Origin of the sequence: Mediannikoviicoccus vaginalis (assembly GCF_928097925.1) — a bacterium.
Classification (GTDB): domain Bacteria; phylum Bacillota; class Clostridia; order Tissierellales; family Peptoniphilaceae; genus Mediannikoviicoccus; species Mediannikoviicoccus vaginalis.
Window position 1 is genome coordinate 1,667,483 of the sequence record NZ_CAKMRI010000001.1, and the last position, 19,057, is coordinate 1,686,539.

Consider the following 19,057-nt stretch of genomic DNA (forward strand, 5'->3'; position numbering starts at 1 on the left):
AGGCTTTTTTATTTTACAACATTAAATTAAAGAATAAGCAGATAATCTATTTTTAAAAAGCTTTGAATTAATTCTTTAGGGTATAATACTATTACCAAACAAAGGAGGGCTATTATAAAAAACAAGGAAAAGGTTTTAGGGTTACTTCTAGTAATCTCTTTAGGCTTTAATGGTTTTTTTGCATATAAGTTTATAAATTTGGAAAAGACCGTTGCGAAAATGTCCATGGAAGAGCTAATTACAAATGTGGATAAGGCACAGCCTCAAGACCACAGTGGCACGGATGATGCCATGGAAGCTCTTAAGAGTGAAGAAAATGCTACTATAACTGAAAATAAGACTAGTAAGGATGTAACTGAAGAGTACAGGGATGAGCTATTAAAGTTATATGATAACAAGGATTATGACGGAATAACAGAATTTATGATTGAAAAAGATATTTCCATAGGATATGGTCAAAAATCTGAAAATAATTTAGATCCAGGGGATCCTAATGCATTTTAAGAATAAAAAGAATTTTATCTTGTGCCTTTCTCTAATTTTAAACTTAATTTTAGGAGGAAGTCTAATTTACAAGAACATAGAGATGGAGAATGTTAGAGAGGAAGTGGCTTTAAACACTTTTCTTTCTAATAACAATGAAAACAACGAAATACTTAAAAATGTTTTAGACAGATTCGCCGATGATGAAGATGTAAAAATTTTAAACAGCCAAAGTGAAGATGTTACTTCTGTCTATAAAGAAACCTTTCTTGAACTTAGGAAGGAAGGTAGGTTTGAAAAAATACAAGAAATAATTCTTAGTGAAAATCTGTCCATAAGCTTAGATTAAAAATCTCCCTAGAAGTGGGAGGTTTTTTTATGATTATATTTTATTTTTAAAATTACAATTATGTTTTAAAACATTTTTTAGGGGTAAAATGAACTAGGAAGGAGGGATATTATGTTAAAAGAATTTAAAGAATTTGCCATGAGAGGCAATGTAATGGACATGGCTATAGGGGTTATTATAGCTGGCGCTTTTGGTAAAATTGTAGAATCAATCGTAACTATTTTAATGAATATCGTATCTGCAGCAACAGCAGGGGTTAAGTTTGAAGATTTAATGGCAACTGTGGCAGGTGTTGAAATACCATATGGTGCAGTAATTCAAGCAATTATAAACTTTATTATCATTGCATTTATATTATTCTTGATTGTAAAATCAATGAATAAATTTAAGAGAAAAGAACCAGAAGCAGATCCAACAACAAAGAACTGTCCTCATTGTGAGACAGAGATACCAATAGGAGCTACTAGATGTCCTCATTGTACTTCTAAACTTGAAGGATATCAAAATTCATTAGAATAAAAAAGAGCCTTGGAAGTCCAAGGCCTATTTTTTTATATATCTTCATGATAGTCTTTTTGTTTTGATATAAATGACGATATTTTTTTCTTCTCAATTTTTCTTTCAAGTTTTTCTGTTTCATTTATTCCATAGCCATAGATCTTGCAAAGTATTGTGGCAATAAATTCTCCCGAGATTAGTATGCTAAGGACGATGTAATTTATCCAAATCAAAAATATCATTATACCTACCAGTGGACCGTAGATGGACTGCATATTGGAAAACTTTGAAACATAAATTCCATATCCCACACTTACTAAGGAGCAAAGTGTTGTTGCTAATAGTCCTCCTAAAAGGGCTGGTTTTAAAGGTATTCTATTTTTAATTGACTCCGATGCACCAATTAAATAGACTACGGTAAATACTAAAATCATCACTCCAAGTGGAATTAAAATTCTTAGTAAGTTTATAAATTGCTCGTTTATTATTTCCCTTGGAATATTTAAAACCTTTAGTATCTTCTTTAATAGTTCTGGGCCTGAAGCCATTCCAAATATAAGTGCCACTATAACAAGTGTGAGAAGCAGTGTAAAAAACACTGACAAAGCCTGGTCCTTAATAAATGATTTGCCATAGTTATCCTTATTGAAGGACTTGTCAAAAGCCTTTCTCATTGCCTTTATACCTCTTGACGCCGTGTAGAATGCGGCTAAAACTCCGACGGAAAGTATTCCTGTGGACCTTTGGGTTATTATAAAGTCAAGAATTGAATTTAAAAAAGGCTGTACTTGTTCTGGAAGTTTGTTCACAAGTTCATTTATATAGGCTAAGTTTTCAGACATAAATGCAATAATTATATTTATAATAATAACGAAGGTCGGTATGACCGCAAGTAGGAGATTGTAGCTTACTTGATAGGACATAACCATAATATCGTCAACTTTAATTCTAGTTAATAACTCTTTGAAAAAATCTTTAGTGAAGATTATTTTATAGTCTTTCTTTTTCTCCATTAAATCACCTATCTAATATAATAAAAGTTCTCATCTATCATAACATAAGTATGAAAAATTTCATAAGAATTTATTTTATGCTGTAAAAGGGCAATTAACTTATTCATCTTTTACACAATTTGTATAATTTTTACCTCAATTTACATACTAAAATAAGTTTTCCATAGACTTATAAACATAAAAGGGGTGAAGAATAACAGTTTTCCACAAAGTTATCCACATTATCCACAAGGAAATAATCCCAAGAAAAATTTAGAGATTATTGAATAAATATAGGGTTATAAATTTTGCCTTTGGGTATAAATAAAATACAACAAATAGTTAAAAAAACTATTAGAGGAGGTATTAGTATGAAATTTACTCATGTAGGAAAAAATTATAAAGTTGGTGACAACTTAAAAGAAATGTCTGAAAAGAAAGTAAGCAAACTTGAAAAGTACTTTGCAGAAGACATTGAAGCAAGAATCACTTATAGCAAAGAGGGAAACTCAGAGAAAGCAGAGGTGACCATACTCATACCAGGTGCAGTTTTGAGAGCGGAACAAGCTTCCGATGACATAAGAAATTCTTTAGACAGAGTTGTAGATTCCCTTGAAGCTCAAATTAGAAAGCATAAGACAAAATTACAAAAGAGATATAATAGTGGAAAGACTATTAGATTTGAAAATATAGAGGAAAATGAAACAAAGGCTCAAGAAGCTAAAAAAATTGTAAAAGTTAAGAAATTTGGTCTAAAGCCAATGGACTCTGAAGAGGCAATTCTTCAAATGGAACTTATAAGCCACGACTTCTTTGTATTCCTAGATTCAGAAACCGATGTGGTTAAAGTGGTTTATAAGAGAAAAGATGGAAACTATGGACTATTGGAACCGGATTTTTAATGAAAAGGTTGACAATAAGTCAATTACAAGTTAAGGTAATAAGGTAGAAAAGAGATATTTTAATATCTCTTTTTTAGTATTAAATTAAATGAAAGGAAGTACAAATGAAAAAGCAATCACAAATAGTGCTTATGGCAAGTTTACTATCACTTCTTAACCTTTCCATAGGCGAGACAGACCTAAGAGTTTCTATGGGTATTATAGTTATGGTAGTTGGAATTTTACTTTTTGAAGACATAAATCCAATATCCCTTTCATGTGCCACAGGATTGGGCGTATTTATAATGAGACTAATAGAAGCTTCATTTATAACAGGTCTAGACGGTAAAATTATTTTATCTTACTCACTGGAAATCTTCTTCTATATTGCATATGGACTTTTATTTTATATTCTTGTTAGAAAAGAAGATCCAAAACAAAATAACCCAATTATCCTATTACTTATGATTTGTGACTTCGGTGCAAACGCAGCAGAATCACTGATTAGATTCTCAGTATCTGATTTTGGACTAGTTACTGAAAACTTTTCCGCAATATTTTTAGCAGCATTCGTAAGATCTGCAATCATATGGGTAATTTGGAGAATATCAGAAAGATATATAAAGAACAAGGAGGAAAGTACTAACTAAATGGAGTTAATCGAAAAAGTTATAAAAATTATAAACATTGCTCTTTGGGACTATATACTTTTATTTGGACTTGTAGGACTTGGTATCTACATGACAGTGCTATTGAAGTTCCCACAGTTCAAGAGAGTATTCCCTGCACTTAAGAGGATGATTAAAGATATAATAAATAAAGTTGAAGTACCAGCAGGTAGAATGACGCCATTCCAATCACTTTCAACGGCAATTGCAGCACAAGTTGGAACAGGTAACATAATTGGTGTTGCCACAGCAGTTGCATCTGGTGGACCGGGAGCAGCATTTTGGATGATGCTTTCAGCTTTCTTTGGAATGTCAACCATATTTGCGGAAGCGGTACTTGCACAAAAGTATAGAGAATTAAACAATGGAGAACTTGTTGGGGGACCAGCATATTACATTAAAAATGGTTTAAAAAATAAGACGCTTTCATATATATTTGCATTCTTCTGCGTAGTGGCCCTGGGAGTTGTAGGTATAATGGTACAATCAAACTCAGTTGCAGTATCAGTTAGTACATCATTCAACCTACCAAAAGTTTGGGTTTCACTAGGACTACTTGCAGTTGTAGCGGCAGTTCTTACAGGAGGAATGGAAAGAATTGCAGGCTTTACAGAAAAGGTAGTACCTGTAATGGCCTTTGCATATGTATTTGGAGCAATATTAATAATAATATTCTATAGATCAAACATAATACCAGCAATAAAGATGGTTTTCCAAGGAGCATTTAGCCCTAAAGCCATTAACGGTGGTATTCTTGGAATTGGAATACAAGAATCTATTAGATTTGGAGTTGCAAGAGGACTGTTCTCAAACGAAGCAGGAATGGGTTCAACACCACATTCACATGCGGTTGCAGGAGCAGACCACCCAGCAGAACAAGGTTTTATAGCCATGATAGGAGTGTTTATTTCAACTTTCCTAATCTGTATGTGTACAGTTCTAGTTTCATTAACATCAGGAAGCTATGACCCAACAATACCTGCAGCGACAATGGAAAAGACAGCGACACTTATGACACAAACTGGATTCGCTAATGGATTTGGTTCATTTGGAGAAATTTTCCTATCAGTAGCATTGTCCTTCTTCTCACTTACAACAATAGTTGGATGGTACTTCTTTGCAGAATCAAATGTAAAACTATTAGTGAACAAAAACAAAAAAGTAGTTGGAATGTTTAAATTCGTTGTACTTGCGTTCTTACTTTATGGAACAACATTACAAGAAGGTTTCGTATGGGACCTTGCAGATACAGCAATGGGACTAATGGCATTACCAAATGTTATAGCAATATTCTTCTTAGGAAAAGAAGCGAGAGATATATTAAGAGACTATGACAGACAAGTAAAATCTGGAAAGCCACTACATTTTGACTTCGAATTTGAAAAAGAATAAAACAAAACACCTGAGGATTACCTTGGGTGTTTTTTTATTGTGAGGTGAGAAATAAGAAGCGAGATGTTAGATGTTGGATGTTAGAGATTTTATATCAAATTATAAAATTATTTTTTTGATGGGGTATAATAATATTAACCACGAGATAGGAGGCAACTATGAAAACAAGAAAAAATTTGCCGGTTTTAATATTACTAATACTTTTAGTCCTTATGCCAAGCACTGCCATGGCAGATATGGGACCGAAGCCATCGGTGAATATTGAAGTAAATAATTTAAAAGAAAATCAAGAAGTATACATAACACTACTTTCAAAAGAAGAATCTACAGGACCATTCTCTAAGGACACTGAACTGCAAAGTCACGAAGATTATTTAGAAGAAGGTTTTAATAAATTTAAATCCATTAAAGACAAGGACGAGTACTACTTTTTAGGCAACTTAGACTTGCTTAAAGGTAACGGCACATACTCCTGGTCCTACTATCCACCACAAGATTTTAAAATTGCACTTTACTTTCCGGAGCAAAACCTCGCACTTATCTCAAAACCATATAGTCGCTATGCATTTAATTCGAATTTCAAGCTAAACTATAATGATATGGACTTAAAAGATGAAGTTTATTATTTTGATAATGAAATAAGTATTAAAAAGGTTAGGGATATAAATAAAGAGATAAAAAGTTTCATACTTAGACTTGTACTAACAATAATAATTGAATACCTTGTGGCCTTAGCGATGTTTAAACCGACAAAATATCAAACAAAGCTCATAATAAAGACAAATATTTTAACACAAGTTTTACTAAACCTTGCAATAAGTTTGATTTTGTATTTTTATGGCTTCCTCGCATTTGCCATAATACTTATACCATGTGAGATAGCGGTGTTTATAATAGAAGGAGTTATTTACAAGAAAAGACTTAATCAAAACTTGCCAGAAAATAAAAAACCTGCCATGCCTATGCTATATGCCTTTATAGCAAACCTAATTTCAGCAGGAGCCGGATATTATTTAGTAAGATACTTCGAATTCTTTAACAATATGTTGTAAGGCAAGAGTGTTTCAGCTTGTCTGACATAGCAGAGCTAATATTTCTAAAGAATTGTCGCTGTTAGCGACACTTTCCTAACGGAAAGTGAGATCTTTCGACTCCAAAATTTCTTCGGAATTTTTCCGCTCAAGATGACAGTAACGACATGGATTCTTTGTTATATGGCGAAAATCTTTCCTGGATGTCATTCTGAGCGGAAGAGAATGGTATAATGAAATCATATACATCGCTAATGACAGACTAAATGATTTGCTGGCTCTTAAATTCTAGTTTTTTCAAAGAACCCGTCAAGGATCGCTTCGCTTTTCTCCTTGACAGAACCTTTAGAAAAAACTTCATAACAATTAAGAGCAAATCATTTTAATTACAAAATAGAAGGGAAAATTAAATGTCAAAATTAAAAAGAAGAACATTCTCTCAAGAATTTAAAATCAAAATAGTACAACTTAAGCTTTTAGGAAACATGAAAACATCAGAAATATGTAAAATGTATGACCTAGATAGACAAACAATCCATAGATGGGTTGATGAATATAATAAACATGCTGAAATAGGAATGTCTGGAAAAGGAGTAGTTCCAGGACGAGATCTTGAAATATATCAAAGATTAAAAGAACTTGAAATGGAGAATGAAATATTAAAAAAAGCCGAGGCATACTTTGCGAAGAAGAAGATAAGATAGTAGACTTTGCGGTGGAACATCTAACAGAATATCCAGTGCGCATAGTATGCCGAGTATTGAATATTAATGAGCAAAGATACTACTACAGAAGAAAAAACCCTAGGAAACCAAGATATACTGAAGAAGAAAAAAATCTAGTTAAAGAAATGTTCATAAAGCATAATAGAAGCTTCGGAAGAAGAATGCTTAAAGTGTGTCTACAAAGGGATAATATAGTTTTTTCAGAGAAGAAAATAAGTAACATTATGAAAGAACTAGGGCTAGTAGGTAAATATGGTAGACCTAGAATAAAGAACGTATATACATGTGAAGAAACTAGTGAAAAATACGTATCAGAAAACATATATAACGAAATGCCAGAAGAAGAACAAGATAAAGTAAATGCTTGGGCAATAGACTTTACAGAACAAAAAACAGCTGAGAAAAAGGTATATACTTGTGCAATAATAGACATAAAAAGGAAGGTGCTTGTAGGAAACAAACAATCATTTAAAATGGATGCACAGTTTGCGGTTGACACATTAGAAGAAGCGATAAGAAAGTATGGTAAGCCAGATATGATACTTTCAGATAGAGGACCACAGTTCACAAGTAAGTTGTTTCAATCAACTTTAAAAGAAAATGGGATAATTAGCAGTATGTCCAGACCATATAGACCAGTAGATAATATATTCATAGAAACATTCTTTAAGAGCATGAAAACAGAAATAGGGTCAGTGAAACATTACACTGTAGAACAATACAAGATGATAGTAGAATATTGGACTAATTATTACAATACTGAAAGACCTCATAGTTCAATAGGATATTTAACTCCGCACGAGTGTTTTTATGAGAAGCAAAGTTTTTGTCATTAATTTTAAGAGATTTATTTGAAAAAGGGGTACCATTTTCGAAATTTTTTTGGAACAAAAAAATTGTAGTCGAAGAATCTCATATACAGTAAGACCTTGGTTGGAAATAAGAATCTGGTAATAATAATTTGTTGGAAACATAACTACAAAAACAAAGAAAATCCAACAAGATTTTCTTCATTTTTCACTGGGGTTTGGGGTGTCCCCAAGCGTTTTAAGGGTGTAAAAGGATGGGGTTTTAGGGGCAGGATATGAGGGGAAATCGCAATCTCCTTCATCCTGCCCCTAAAATTAGGAACGATATTGTTAATAAAACAAAATTTTTAAAAGTTAAAAAAACTTTAAGTAATAAAAAATTTTCATGGAAAGTTTTTTAAAACTTTCCACCCCTATTTGTATGCTGTTATTGTTGAACTCCTAATATAGTCCTTCAAATTAACTTCAGTAATACCCCACTTTGCGGCGTATTCATCAGTAACATCTTTAGTATCTATATCAATATTTACAAAGCCTGCATTTTTAAGAATTTCTACTAACCTATCCAAGGTTACAGATCCTGCAACTCATGTTCCATACATTCTAGGATTATCCAATACTGATTGAGGTAGCGGTTTTGCCTGTGTTATATCTGAAATTCCAATTCGTCCACCCTTTTTTAAAACTCTATGAATTTCATTGTAGACCTGTTGCTTTTGAGTGGATAGATTTATAACGCAATTTGAAATAACAATATCCAAAGTATTGTCCGCCACAGGAAGGTATTCAATTTCTCCAAGACGAAAGTCAACATTATTAAACTTTCTTTTCTTACCGATGTACCTTGCCTTTTCAACCATATCAATACTTGAGTCTACGCCGATTACATAACCTTCATCACCAACGGCCTTTGCGGCAATAAAAACATCAAAGCCCTTTCCACATCCAAGGTCAAGCACTGTTTCGCCTATGGCTGGCTTTGCCTTTTCATGAGGATTGCCACATCCAAGGCCCATGTTAGCTTCTTCAGGAACAGATTTAAGTTGTTCCTCTGAGTAGCCAAGGGCTCTATTAAGATTGTCGGAGTCAACCTTTGTCTTTTCCTTTCCAGTTGCAATATTAGTATAAAAATCTCTAACGGATTTTCTAATTTCACTTTCACCTAAAGTTTTATTTTTTTCTTTATCCATAAGACCCTCCTAACATTCACTTCTTTTTTTATCTGAGTACTTTAAATCATTTATATAATTTTTAAAATCTACAAAAACATCTTTATCAATCCTGTAGTAGGACCACTTTCCTACCTGTCTTACCTTAACAAGCCCACACTGAAGCATTATCTTCATATGATAGGACAGGGTAGACTGGGATATGTGCAAAAATTCTAACAATTCGCATGCACATAACTCTCCATCTCCAAGATAATTTAAAATTTGGAGCCTATTTGAATCGGAGAGGCATTTGAAAATTAAAAGTAGTTGTTTTTCTTTCATTTCACACCTCACATTGATATCTATCGATATATTTATTATATAACTCACATCGACAGTTGTCAATGTATCTGTGAAAATATATAATTATTTCACCAAGGAGGTAAAGATGAAGAGAAAAATTACTTTAATAATTGGAATATTGATTGTCCTTTCAGTTGCTTTTTATTTAAAAAGAGAGAACATATCAACCATAACTTTTTACAACAAAACGGAAGAAAGCATAGAAAATTTTGAAATAAAATATAGCAGTGAAGAAAACTGGAAAAAAGTTGGAGAGATAAAGGCAAAGGAGAAGTTAAAAATAAAATCAATACCACCAGAAAACTTTCAAGAAGGTACCGTGGATTTAAGATATTTTGATAAAGCAGGCAATGAAAAAATAGAAAATATAGTTGGCTACACTGAAAAATTGTTAAAATTTCATGGGAAGGTGGAAATTTTATCTGTAGACAAAGATGGAGTTTTTAAATTGGAAATAAGATAAAAAATTTAATGGGGTATTCCCTTAGGAAAATCTAAAGTTTTTTGAATTATACTTGACAAATAAAGTATAGAATAATACAATCGAAACATATTGATGAGGCGATAAAAATGAAAAACTTAAATAACTTTAAAAATTTCACAAGCCAAGCATTCTGTTGTTGTTCTATAAAAAATTTTATAGGACTTATTTGAATGTGAATCAATATTTTAAATTTTTTTAAATATTAAGAAAGATTTTAAGATTATATGATTCCATATAATCTCTTTTTTTTTAGAATTTATTGGAGGGAAGAAAATGACAAAATTATTAGATACAGTTGGAGAATCAAAGTTAGTACAATTAGAAAACATTGGTGGAGGAAAGATCTTTGTAAAAGTAGAAAAATCTAACCCAGCAGGATCAGTTAAAGACAGGGCAGCCCTTTACATGATTAAAGGTGCCATAGAAGACGGATCACTAAAAGAAGGCATGGAAATAGTTGAACCGACAAGTGGCAATACTGGCATTGCCCTTGCTATGATTGGCCGTGCACTTGGTTACAAGGTAAATATTGTAATGCCAGAATCTATGTCAATTGAAAGAAGAAGACTCATTGAAGCCTTTGGTGCCAACCTAATCCTTACAGGAGAAGGTGGAATGCAAGGGGCAGTGGATAAAGCAAAGGAACTTGTTGATACAGGAAACTACTTCATGCCAAACCAATTTGAAAATAAATACAATGCTGTGGCACACGAAGAAACAACAGGTCCAGAAATTTATGAAGACTTGAAGGACATCACAGGCTTTATGGCAGGAATTGGAACTGGAGGAACTGTAACAGGTGTTGGAAGATTTTTAAAATCAAGGGATGAAAATATAAAAATTTGGGGACTTGAACCAGATGAATCTCCACTTCTTACAAGAGGAGAAGCGGGACCTCACAAGATTCAAGGAATTGGAGCAAACTTTGTCCCAGGAGTTTTAGATACAAAATTATTAGATAAGACAATTACTGTTAAATCTGAAGAAGCAATAGAAATGGCAAGAAGACTTTCTCGTGAAGAAGGACTACTTGTTGGTATATCAGCTGGCGCTAATGTTGTAGGTGCACTAAAAATGCAAGAGGAACTTGGTGGAAATATTGTTACAGTGGCACCGGACACAGCTGAAAGATATATGTCCACTGAACTATTTAAGAATGATTAAGTATTTAAAAAAAATTAAGAAATATGGGGAATTTATATTACTAAAGGACCCAGCTTGTAAAAGTTTATTTGAAGCAATCTTTATGTATCCCACAGTTTCTTGCGTCGTGAGACACAGGATTGCCCACTACTTTTATGAAAAAAATCACACTACACTGGCAAGATGGATTTCAAAAAGAGCCAGGAAGAAAACAGGCATTGAAATCCATCCAGGAGCAAAAATTGGCAAGAACCTCTTTATTGATCACGGCATGGCTGTGGTCATTGGAGAGACTGCGGAGATTGGAGACAACTGTCACATGTACCACAACATAACCCTTGGAGGAACAGGTAATGAAAAGGAAAGGAAAAGACATCCTACGGTTGGCAACAACGTAATAATTGGAACAGGTGCAACTGTCCTTGGTCCAGTGGTAATTGGAGAAGGAGCAAAAATTGGGGCAGGTGCCTTAGTTCTCACAGACATTCCTGCCAACTCAACTGCAGTGGGAGCTCCTGCTAAGGTAGTTAAATTTCACGACCCTAGCGAGAATAAGTTCCATTAAACTTTTAGCAAGTTTTTTATATTATTAAATTTTATTTTATAGATGTAATATGTTTAAAGTAGATTTCCATCTTTCTACATCAGGGGACTACACAAATATGTGAAAAGATGGAGTTTACGAAATTGAATTAAAATATATAGAAGTAAGAAATGAGAAGTTAGAAGTTGGAGAAGCAGAACGCATTTGATAAATCAAATGCGAGCTTCTTCGACTTCAATTTTTTTACAAAAAATTTTCGTTTAGAATGACATTCATGGAAGAAAATAGCTATACTACAATGAAAATATTTCGTCATTGTCATGTTGAGCGAGCGTAGCGAGTCGAAACATCTCTGAAAAAAATTGAGATGTTAGAAGTGAGACAATAGAGAAAAAGAAAGTCTCCAAAACACAATTATAAAACTAGAAGAAAATCCAACAAGACTTTCTACTTCCTTTACTGGGGTTTGGGGTATCCCCAAGCGTTTTAAGGGTGTAAAAGGTTGGGTTTCAGGGATAGGATATGAGGGGAAATCTTAAGTCCCCTTCATCCTGTCCCTGAATGTTAAAAGAGAAATTATACTAGAAATAAAAAAAGGTAGTAGGTCCTAGACCTACAAAACAAAAAAATAAACTTTTCATAGAAAGTTTTTGAAACTTTCGCTCCTATTTTTAATTTGGTATCTTGCATTACACGGTAGCATGTATTATAATGTAATCAGGAGGTAGGGATGAATATACAATTCAAAAAAGGTGTACTTGAACTATTGGTACTTGCTCTCCTAAATGACAGGGACTGTTATGGTTATGAGCTAGTGGAAGAGATTTCCAAGTATGTGGATATTTCTGAAGGTACCATATACCCCCTTCTAAGACGGTTTAGTAATGGTGGATTGGTGGAGTCCTACTTGCAGGAGTCGGAGTCGGGGCCACCGAGAAAATATTATAGGCTTACGGAAGAGGGAAAGGAAAATTTCAAAGTACAGATTAATCAGTGGAATGACTTTATAAAAGGCGTAGAAGAATTATTGGGGAGGTTAGTATGAAAAGGGTCGAATTTATGGACCTATTAAGGTATTATTTATCAGAACTGCCTAAGACGGTGGTGGATGAAATTTTAGAAGAATACAATTTACATTTTCAAGAGGGCATGAGCCATGGCAAAACTGAAGAGGAAATTTCTAAAGATCTCGGTTCGCCAAAGACTATTGCCCATGAGTATTTAAATTATGAAAGCAGAAAACCAAAAGCTTCAAACTCTAGTACTTCTAAAAAATCAAAGGGATTTTTTAGAGATGGTGCGGGCAATTTAAACTGGGCGCTTATATTACTTTTAATTGTACTTTCACCATTTTGGGGTTCAATTGTAATTGCTCTTGCTGCTACAATTTTTGCGGTTATTGTTACTGTAGGTGCCTTAGGAATTTCAGCCATAGCGGCGGGAGTTGCAGTTTTAGTTGCAACACTATTTCCGTTTTTACCCTTTGTAGATGTAGGACCAGGGTTTACAATGTTAAGCCCGATTACAAGAACATTTTCTTCACTGGCAGCCCTTGTGCTAGGTGTGATTGTAATAAAGCTTATGATAAATTTAATTGCATTTTTAAGTAAGAAGATTAGAGACAAATACCGCACTTACAAATGGAAAAGGAGCAGAGAATGAAAAAGTTTAAAAATTTAGGCTCAAATGCAAAATTAGCCATTATATTTTTTATTTTGCTAGGCCTTTCAATAATATCCTTCTTTATTTTTGACTTTCAAAATGTAATGGCAGAAAGTTATAAGTATGATGATGGAGATGGTTTTTATATAAACTTAAAAAATAACAACGGAAAGATTAAGTATAAAGATGGAGAGTTTTCAATTAATACATCAAAGGGTTCTTCCCATGATGGAAAGACAATTGAAAAAGATTATGATTTAACTGGAATTGAAAACATAGCCCTTGATGGAAATTCCATTGATGTAGAAGTTATAAAGTCGGATAAAAACAACATGAAATTAGTGGCAAAAAATGAAAAATTCAAGGAAAATATTAGTAACAATTCCATTTCTTTAAGCACAAAGAACAATGACCTTATGGAAGTTGAAATCTACACCAATAACCCAGGCAAAGTTCACCTTATTTTAAATGGAACCAATATCAACCTAAGTAATAACATAGACTTAAGATCATTAGACATCGCTGGTACGAGTATTGATGTTGAAAGCAGTTCTGAAAACTCCTTTGACATAGACATAAATGGCACCAATGTTGATGCTGAAATCAATGTTAAAAATAATAACTTTGACATTGACATCAACGCAGTTCAATTTGATTTTGAAAGTCCACAGGGATCAAGTGATGGCATGGGTGAAATGAATAGAAAGTTTGGTACAGGGGAAAGTCGATTTGTAATTAATAGTGTAAATGTAGATTTGGAAATGAATTAAAAATAAAACACTTCGTCTATGATGGAGTGTTTTTATTTTGTAAAAAGAATTATCCTCTTATATTAATGGCCATTTTGTGATATATTTAAACTAGTATTTAGAAAGGGAAAAAAAGAATGGCAGATTTAAGAAAAAATATAGCAATAGACCTTGGGACGGCTTCCGTTTTAGTTTTTATGAGGGGAAAGGGAGTCGTAATAAACGAGCCTTCAGTTGTTGCAATGGACAGCTACACTGGCAAGGTTATATCTGTAGGTAGAGAAGCCAAGAAGATGCTTGGAAGAACTCCAGGTAACATCATAGCCACAAGGCCTATGAAGGACGGTGTTATTGCTGACTTCAACACAACTGAAAAAATGCTAAAATATTTTATCGAGAAGGCCATTGGAAAATCTTTCTTTAAACCAAATGTGGTCATATGTGTGCCTTCACAGATAACCCAGGTGCAAAGGCGTGCCGTTATTCAAGCTTCAAGATTTGCCGGCGCCAACAACACCTACCTTATAGAAGAGCCTCTGGCAGCGGCCATTGGCGCAGGGGTTGACATCTCCGACTCCGGTGGCAATATGATTATCGACATTGGTGGAGGAACCACTGACGTTGCAGTTATTGCCCTTGGTGGAATCATAATAAATAAATCTATACCAGTTGCAGGAGACGAATGTGACAAGGCAATTTCAAACTATATAAAGAAGAAATACAATATGATTATTGGCGAAAGGACCGCCGAAGACATTAAGATAAATGTGGCAAAGGCAAGCTCGCCAAATGACAACGACCTATTTGAAGTGAAGGGTAGAAATCTTATAAACGGACTTCCAATGCATGTGTTTGTAACATCCAGTGACATTGCAGAAGCACTTCACAAACCACTTAATCAAATTGTTGAAACCGTTCATTCAGTACTTGAACAGACACCACCGGAACTTGCGGCAGACCTTTTTGAAAGAGGAGCCATAATGACTGGAGGCAGTTCACTAATAAAGGGACTGGACAAGAGGATTGAAGAGAGAATCGGAATTAAGGTTCAAATAGCTGAAAACCCTGTACTAGCCGTTGTTAGGGGAACAGGCAAGTCACTTAACTGGATTGAAAAATTAGACTCCAGCGAAATGGGCGAAGAGTCCATGAGAAAAAAGGCAATTGAAGAAAGGCTTAAGAGGGACAGTTAATCAAAAATTAATAAAAAGCATATTTTAAACATAGATATTTCCCTTAATTAATGATAGAATGAAAATAGCAGTATAGAGCAATGAAGTGCAGAAGTATGTAATCATTACAAAGTTGGACTAAATACTGGCATTATAAAAAATTTTATGCTAGTATATAATTGTACAAAAATTTAATAAGGGGTGTTTTGTAAATGAAAGATATGACTCAAGCTAATTTAAGATCAGCATTTGGCGGAGAATCACAAGCAAGAAATAGATACGACATCTGGGGAGATGTTGCAACTAAAGATGGTTTTCCAAATGTAGGAAGATTATTCCACTGTACTGCTGACGCGGAAAAGGTTCACGCAGGCCTACACTTCAAAGCTATGAAGGATGTAAAAGGGGACTTCCTAGTAGCAAGCATGGCAGGATTCGGTATCGGAACAACTTCTGAAAACTTAGAAGCTGCTAAGGGTGGAGAAGTTTTTGAATATACAGAAATGTATCCAGCTTACATTGAAGTAGCAGAAATGCAAGGTGAAGAAGCAGCTGTTAGAGCAATGAGATTTGCAGTAGCAGCAGAAAAAGTTCACGCTGAGTTATTCGGAAAAGCTAAAGAAATAGTTGATTCTGGAAAAGACTTAGACGATGGAAAAATTTACTTATGTCCTGTATGTGGATTCGTATCACTAACAGGTGAAGAAGACAAATGCCCAATCTGTGGCGCAAAAAAAGAAGTATTTATTGAGTACTAAATTCTAGGGAAGCTTGGCTTCCCTCTGAATTTATTTATAGGAGGGAAGAAGTTGGTTGAGGAAAAGGTTACCTTGAAAAATGACGAGGGTTTATACGCAAGAACAGCTGCAAAGTTTTTACAAAATGCAGTTAAATTTAAATCCCAAATAACTTTAACTAAAGATGAGAAATCATATGACGGCAAAAGTATTTTATCAATACTTAGTATGGCAGGTTTTAAAGGAGATGAAATCGTTATTTCTTGTGAGGGAAACGACGAAGTGGACGCTCTCGACTGCCTTACAGCTTTTATAAACAGTATTTAAACTTAGTGATGTTACATATAGGTCTATTTCCATAGACCTTTTTTCTGTTTCCTTTGTAATTTAGAAATTTTTTATTTATAATGTAAATAGAAAAATCAAAAAATTGGAGGTTATATGAGAAAGTTAAAGTTTTTTTTAGATCCAATAAGTCAATTAGCCCCCTGGTTAAATAAATGGGAAAGTATAGGCTACACCCTAGCCAATGTAGATAAATATTCATATATATTTAAAGAAGAAGACAGAGAAGTTTTATACGAGACCATATATGTGGGAGATTATGAAATAAAAGAGCTAGACGGCTATAAAAAATATTTACAGAGTCAAGGTAAGAGATACTTTCACATTCCACTGGACCAAGGTGGTCTAATAACCGGAGACCTAGGTTTCCTACGACCTTTTACAAGACAGGCGGAGAAACTGGAAAGCACATTCTCCACAAAAAATAGAGAAGTTTTAATAATCGAGTCACCAAAGTCTAAGCCGGAAAACCCAGAAAATAACTATGCACATCTAAGCAAGGAGTATAAGTCAATAAATAAAAAATATATTGTCTCAATGTTATTTGTGTTACTTGGAATATTTTTAGTTTTAAGATCTATCTATAAAGATGGATTTAGACTCCTTGCAGGAATTGCACTAATACTTCTTGCAATATTTCTATTTGACTACCTAGTTTTAGTTATCTTTTCAAATAAAAATGCAGAAAAGTATAGAAAAAAAGCAAAGGAACAAGTTTAAGTTTTTTTAAATTCGGGTAAATTAATATTAATACTTAAGACATGAAGAGCCTAAGGGCTCTTTTTTTAGAATGGAGGTAAGTATGGAAAACTTTTTATCCGAAGAATTAAAAGAAATATTGAAGAGAGAATACTCTAAGGGAAATATTATTTTAAACCTTGGAGACATTACAAAGGTAGAAGTGGACGCCATTGTTAATGCCGCCAACGAAACATTACTGGGCGGAGGAGGAGTTGACGGAGCCATACACGCTGCTGCCGGCTCAGAGTTACTGGAAGAGTGCAAGACCCTTGGAGGCTGTAGAACTGGAGAAGCAAAGATTACAAAGGGATATAACTTGCCGGCAAAAAATGTTATTCATACCGTTGGACCAATTTATAACACCGACAAAAATGTGGAAAAGTTACTTTCCGACTGCTATACAAATAGCCTTAAGCTAATAGTAGAAAATAACTTAAATTCCATTGCATTTCCAGGAATTTCCACGGGAGTTTATGGATATCCAAAGGAAGATGCAGCTCGAATTGCCATAGAGTCAGTGCTATCTTTTCTTAAGAACCACAAAGGAGACATAAAAGTAATTTTTGTTTCATTTAGCGAAAGGGATTTTGATATATATAAGAAAATATTTGAGGAGAGCATGAAATAATGGATGGACTTAATATAAGAAATTTAAAAAAGTACAAAGACTTTAGCAAAAAAGAACTAGGCATAAGACTGGCAAGGTTAATGAGAATAGCAGAAACAGAAAAAATTCCAGTACTAGTAATCATTGACGGCTTTGAGTCCTCAGGCAAAGGCTATGTAATCAACGACTTAGTAAAAGAACTAAACCCTAAGTTCTATGACGTGGATGTGTTTGATAAGGCGTCAGAAGAAGAAAATCTATATCCATTTATTACGAGATTTTGGAAGAAAATTCCACGAAAGGGACACACAAAAGTCTTCGATAGGTCCTTCTACTTTGACGTTATGAGTGATCCAAACATGTCCAAGAAAAAGACTAGACAAAGACTTGAAAGCATTAGTGGCATCGAAAAAAATCTCTATGACGACTATACGGTTATAGTAAAAGTATTTTTAGACATATCACAAGAGACACAAAAAGAAACCATAAAAAAATATTTAGACTCAGAATATAATGCGTTTTACGTTGATAAAATCGACCTTGAACAAAACGAAAATTACGACAAGTACAAAGAACATATAAAATACGTTCTAGAACAGACCAACTTCGACTTTGCTCCGTGGAACATCGTAGACTCCACCGAAAGAAAACTTGCCTCAAAAGATGTGTTGGGACTAGTAATAGAAGAACTGGAAAAGGGAATCGAAAGAGTTTCAACAAAGAGGGAAAAAGGCATAAGGCTTAAGAGAAGTTACGAAGCAAAAAATAAGCCACTGGACGACCTGGACATGGACAAGTCACTAAGTGAAGAAGAATATGACGAAGTTTTAAAAGACTTACAAAAACAGGCAAGCTCACTATCTGCCCAGATGTATGTTAAAGGCATTCCAACCATGTTGGTGTTCGAAGGAGTGGACGCCGCAGGAAAGGACGGAGCCATAAAAAGACTTGTTAAGAGAATGGATCCTAGACTATACACAGTACACGCTATCTCAGCGCCGGACGAAACAGAAAACTCCTACAATTACCTTTGGAGATTTTACAACAAGATACCAGCCAAGGGCTACATGGGAATATTCTCCAGATCCTGGTATGGACGTGTCATGGTGGAAAGAGTGGAAGGCTTTGCACAGGACAACGAATGGGAAAGGGCCTTTGATGAGATGTTAGACATGGAAAAACAATTCCATGACTCACATGGGCTAATATTAAAATACTTTGTAGTAATAGACAAAGACACCCAATTGGAAAGATTTAAAGCAAGAGAAGAAGAACCAGATAAACAGTACAAGATAACAGAAGAAGATTGGCGAAATAGAAATAAATGGGATGAATATATAACCGCCATGAACGAAATGTTAGATAGAACCGACGTAGACTACGCTCCATGGATTGTAGTTGCAGGAAACGACAAAAAGTATGCAAGAATAAAAGTTCTAAAAGAATTTATAAAACATGCAGAAAAGAGAATTAAGGAGATAGAACAAGAAGAAAAATAAAAAAATATCATAAAAGAGTGGTTATTTAATGA

25 protein-coding genes are annotated in these 19,057 nt (G+C 34.1%); 21 read left to right on the forward strand and 4 right to left on the reverse strand.

Translation table 11 applies throughout. The annotated features are described in order from the left end of the window. Nucleotides 1-198 precede the first annotated feature (198 nt). The 3 genes from L6651_RS07850 to mscL all read left to right on the forward strand — a co-directional run bounded on the left by L6651_RS07850 (nt 199) and on the right by mscL (nt 1,351). Complete coding sequence (locus L6651_RS07850) at nt 199-504, forward strand: hypothetical protein (RefSeq protein ID WP_237037385.1); 306 nt, start codon at nt 199-201, stop codon at nt 502-504. Then, nucleotides 494-832 (forward strand): hypothetical protein, encoded by a 339-nt coding sequence (locus L6651_RS07855; RefSeq protein ID WP_237037386.1) that lies wholly within the window; start codon nt 494-496, stop codon nt 830-832. The genes L6651_RS07850 and L6651_RS07855 overlap by 11 nt, the downstream gene beginning before the upstream one ends. A 111-nt stretch (nt 833-943) precedes the next feature. Continuing rightward, nucleotides 944-1,351, forward strand: coding sequence for a large conductance mechanosensitive channel protein MscL (gene mscL / locus L6651_RS07860; protein ID WP_237037387.1), 408 nt, complete (start codon nt 944-946; stop codon nt 1,349-1,351). A gap of 32 nt (nt 1,352-1,383) precedes the next feature. On the opposite strand, the gene L6651_RS07865 is transcribed toward mscL, so the two are convergent. After that, entirely contained in the window at nt 1,384-2,343 is a 960-nt protein-coding gene (locus L6651_RS07865; RefSeq protein WP_237037388.1) for a YihY/virulence factor BrkB family protein, read from the reverse strand. A 350-nt stretch (nt 2,344-2,693) separates the two neighbouring features. Between L6651_RS07865 and hpf the strand changes: the two genes are divergently transcribed. From hpf to L6651_RS07895, 6 genes are all read left to right on the forward strand, one after another. Beyond that, nucleotides 2,694-3,224, forward strand: a complete 531-nt coding sequence (gene hpf / locus L6651_RS07870; protein ID WP_237037389.1) for a ribosome hibernation-promoting factor, HPF/YfiA family — start codon at nt 2,694-2,696, stop codon at nt 3,222-3,224. Between the two features lie 104 nt (nt 3,225-3,328). Further along, nucleotides 3,329-3,853, forward strand: a complete 525-nt coding sequence (locus L6651_RS07875) for a hypothetical protein (protein WP_237037390.1) — start codon at nt 3,329-3,331, stop codon at nt 3,851-3,853. Beyond that, nucleotides 3,854-5,263 carry an alanine/glycine:cation symporter family protein gene (locus tag L6651_RS07880; RefSeq protein WP_237037391.1) on the forward strand — a complete coding sequence of 470 codons (1,410 nt, stop codon included), beginning with the start codon at nt 3,854-3,856 and terminating at the stop codon, nt 5,261-5,263. A 158-nt stretch (nt 5,264-5,421) separates the two neighbouring features. Further along, nucleotides 5,422-6,315, forward strand: a complete 894-nt coding sequence (locus L6651_RS07885; protein WP_237037392.1) for a hypothetical protein — start codon at nt 5,422-5,424, stop codon at nt 6,313-6,315. Nucleotides 6,316-6,704: 389 nt separating this feature from the next. Next, on the forward strand, nt 6,705-6,998 hold the full coding sequence (locus L6651_RS07890; RefSeq protein ID WP_237036857.1) for a transposase: 294 nt from the start codon (nt 6,705-6,707) through the stop codon (nt 6,996-6,998). Between the two features lie 11 nt (nt 6,999-7,009). Then, entirely contained in the window at nt 7,010-7,855 is an 846-nt protein-coding gene (locus L6651_RS07895) for an IS3 family transposase (RefSeq protein ID WP_237037393.1), read from the forward strand. A gap of 386 nt (nt 7,856-8,241) precedes the next feature. On the opposite strand, the gene L6651_RS07900 is transcribed toward L6651_RS07895, so the two are convergent. From L6651_RS07900 to L6651_RS07910, 3 genes are read right to left on the reverse strand one after another with little or no spacing between them, the layout of a single operon-like run. Then, nucleotides 8,242-8,397 (reverse strand): hypothetical protein, encoded by a 156-nt coding sequence (locus L6651_RS07900; RefSeq protein ID WP_237037394.1) that lies wholly within the window; start codon nt 8,395-8,397, stop codon nt 8,242-8,244. Between the two features lie 18 nt (nt 8,398-8,415). Then, a complete protein-coding gene (locus L6651_RS07905) occupies nt 8,416-9,018 on the reverse strand; it encodes a methyltransferase domain-containing protein (RefSeq protein ID WP_237037395.1) in 603 nt (200 codons plus the stop codon). A gap of 9 nt (nt 9,019-9,027) precedes the next feature. Next, complete coding sequence (locus L6651_RS07910; RefSeq protein WP_237037396.1) at nt 9,028-9,321, reverse strand: ArsR/SmtB family transcription factor; 294 nt, start codon at nt 9,319-9,321, stop codon at nt 9,028-9,030. Nucleotides 9,322-9,427: 106 nt separating this feature from the next. Here L6651_RS07910 and L6651_RS07915 point away from each other — a divergent pair, with 106 nt between their 5' ends. The 12 genes from L6651_RS07915 to L6651_RS07970 all read left to right on the forward strand — a co-directional run bounded on the left by L6651_RS07915 (nt 9,428) and on the right by L6651_RS07970 (nt 19,025). Continuing rightward, nucleotides 9,428-9,805 carry a hypothetical protein gene (locus L6651_RS07915; RefSeq protein WP_237037397.1) on the forward strand — a complete coding sequence of 126 codons (378 nt, stop codon included), beginning with the start codon at nt 9,428-9,430 and terminating at the stop codon, nt 9,803-9,805. A gap of 294 nt (nt 9,806-10,099) precedes the next feature. Continuing rightward, entirely contained in the window at nt 10,100-10,990 is an 891-nt protein-coding gene (cysK, locus tag L6651_RS07920; RefSeq protein ID WP_237037398.1) for a cysteine synthase A, read from the forward strand. Further along, nucleotides 10,983-11,534, forward strand: a complete 552-nt coding sequence (epsC, locus tag L6651_RS07925) for a serine O-acetyltransferase EpsC (protein ID WP_237037399.1) — start codon at nt 10,983-10,985, stop codon at nt 11,532-11,534. Before cysK ends, epsC begins: the two co-directional genes overlap by 8 nt. Nucleotides 11,535-12,243: 709 nt before the next feature. Further along, nucleotides 12,244-12,558: a PadR family transcriptional regulator gene (locus L6651_RS07930; RefSeq protein ID WP_237037400.1), complete on the forward strand. Its 315-nt coding sequence runs from the start codon at nt 12,244-12,246 to the stop codon at nt 12,556-12,558. Beyond that, nucleotides 12,555-13,175: a DUF1700 domain-containing protein gene (locus L6651_RS07935; RefSeq protein WP_237037401.1), complete on the forward strand. Its 621-nt coding sequence runs from the start codon at nt 12,555-12,557 to the stop codon at nt 13,173-13,175. Before L6651_RS07930 ends, L6651_RS07935 begins: the two co-directional genes overlap by 4 nt. After that, nucleotides 13,172-13,945, forward strand: coding sequence for a hypothetical protein (locus L6651_RS07940; protein ID WP_237037402.1), 774 nt, complete (start codon nt 13,172-13,174; stop codon nt 13,943-13,945). The genes L6651_RS07935 and L6651_RS07940 overlap by 4 nt, the downstream gene beginning before the upstream one ends. A gap of 116 nt (nt 13,946-14,061) precedes the next feature. Further along, nucleotides 14,062-15,117 (forward strand): rod shape-determining protein, encoded by a 1,056-nt coding sequence (mreB, locus tag L6651_RS07945; RefSeq protein WP_237037403.1) that lies wholly within the window; start codon nt 14,062-14,064, stop codon nt 15,115-15,117. Between the two features lie 191 nt (nt 15,118-15,308). Then, a complete protein-coding gene (locus L6651_RS07950; protein WP_237037404.1) occupies nt 15,309-15,854 on the forward strand; it encodes a rubrerythrin family protein in 546 nt (181 codons plus the stop codon). A gap of 51 nt (nt 15,855-15,905) precedes the next feature. Further along, entirely contained in the window at nt 15,906-16,160 is a 255-nt protein-coding gene (locus L6651_RS07955) for an HPr family phosphocarrier protein (protein WP_237037405.1), read from the forward strand. Nucleotides 16,161-16,274: 114 nt separating this feature from the next. Further along, complete coding sequence (locus L6651_RS07960; RefSeq protein ID WP_237037406.1) at nt 16,275-16,898, forward strand: hypothetical protein; 624 nt, start codon at nt 16,275-16,277, stop codon at nt 16,896-16,898. Nucleotides 16,899-16,980: 82 nt separating this feature from the next. Continuing rightward, entirely contained in the window at nt 16,981-17,547 is a 567-nt protein-coding gene (locus L6651_RS07965) for an O-acetyl-ADP-ribose deacetylase (protein WP_255784790.1), read from the forward strand. Next, nucleotides 17,547-19,025, forward strand: coding sequence for a hypothetical protein (locus L6651_RS07970; protein WP_237037407.1), 1,479 nt, complete (start codon nt 17,547-17,549; stop codon nt 19,023-19,025). The genes L6651_RS07965 and L6651_RS07970 overlap by 1 nt, the downstream gene beginning before the upstream one ends. Nucleotides 19,026-19,057: the final 32 nt, after the last annotated feature.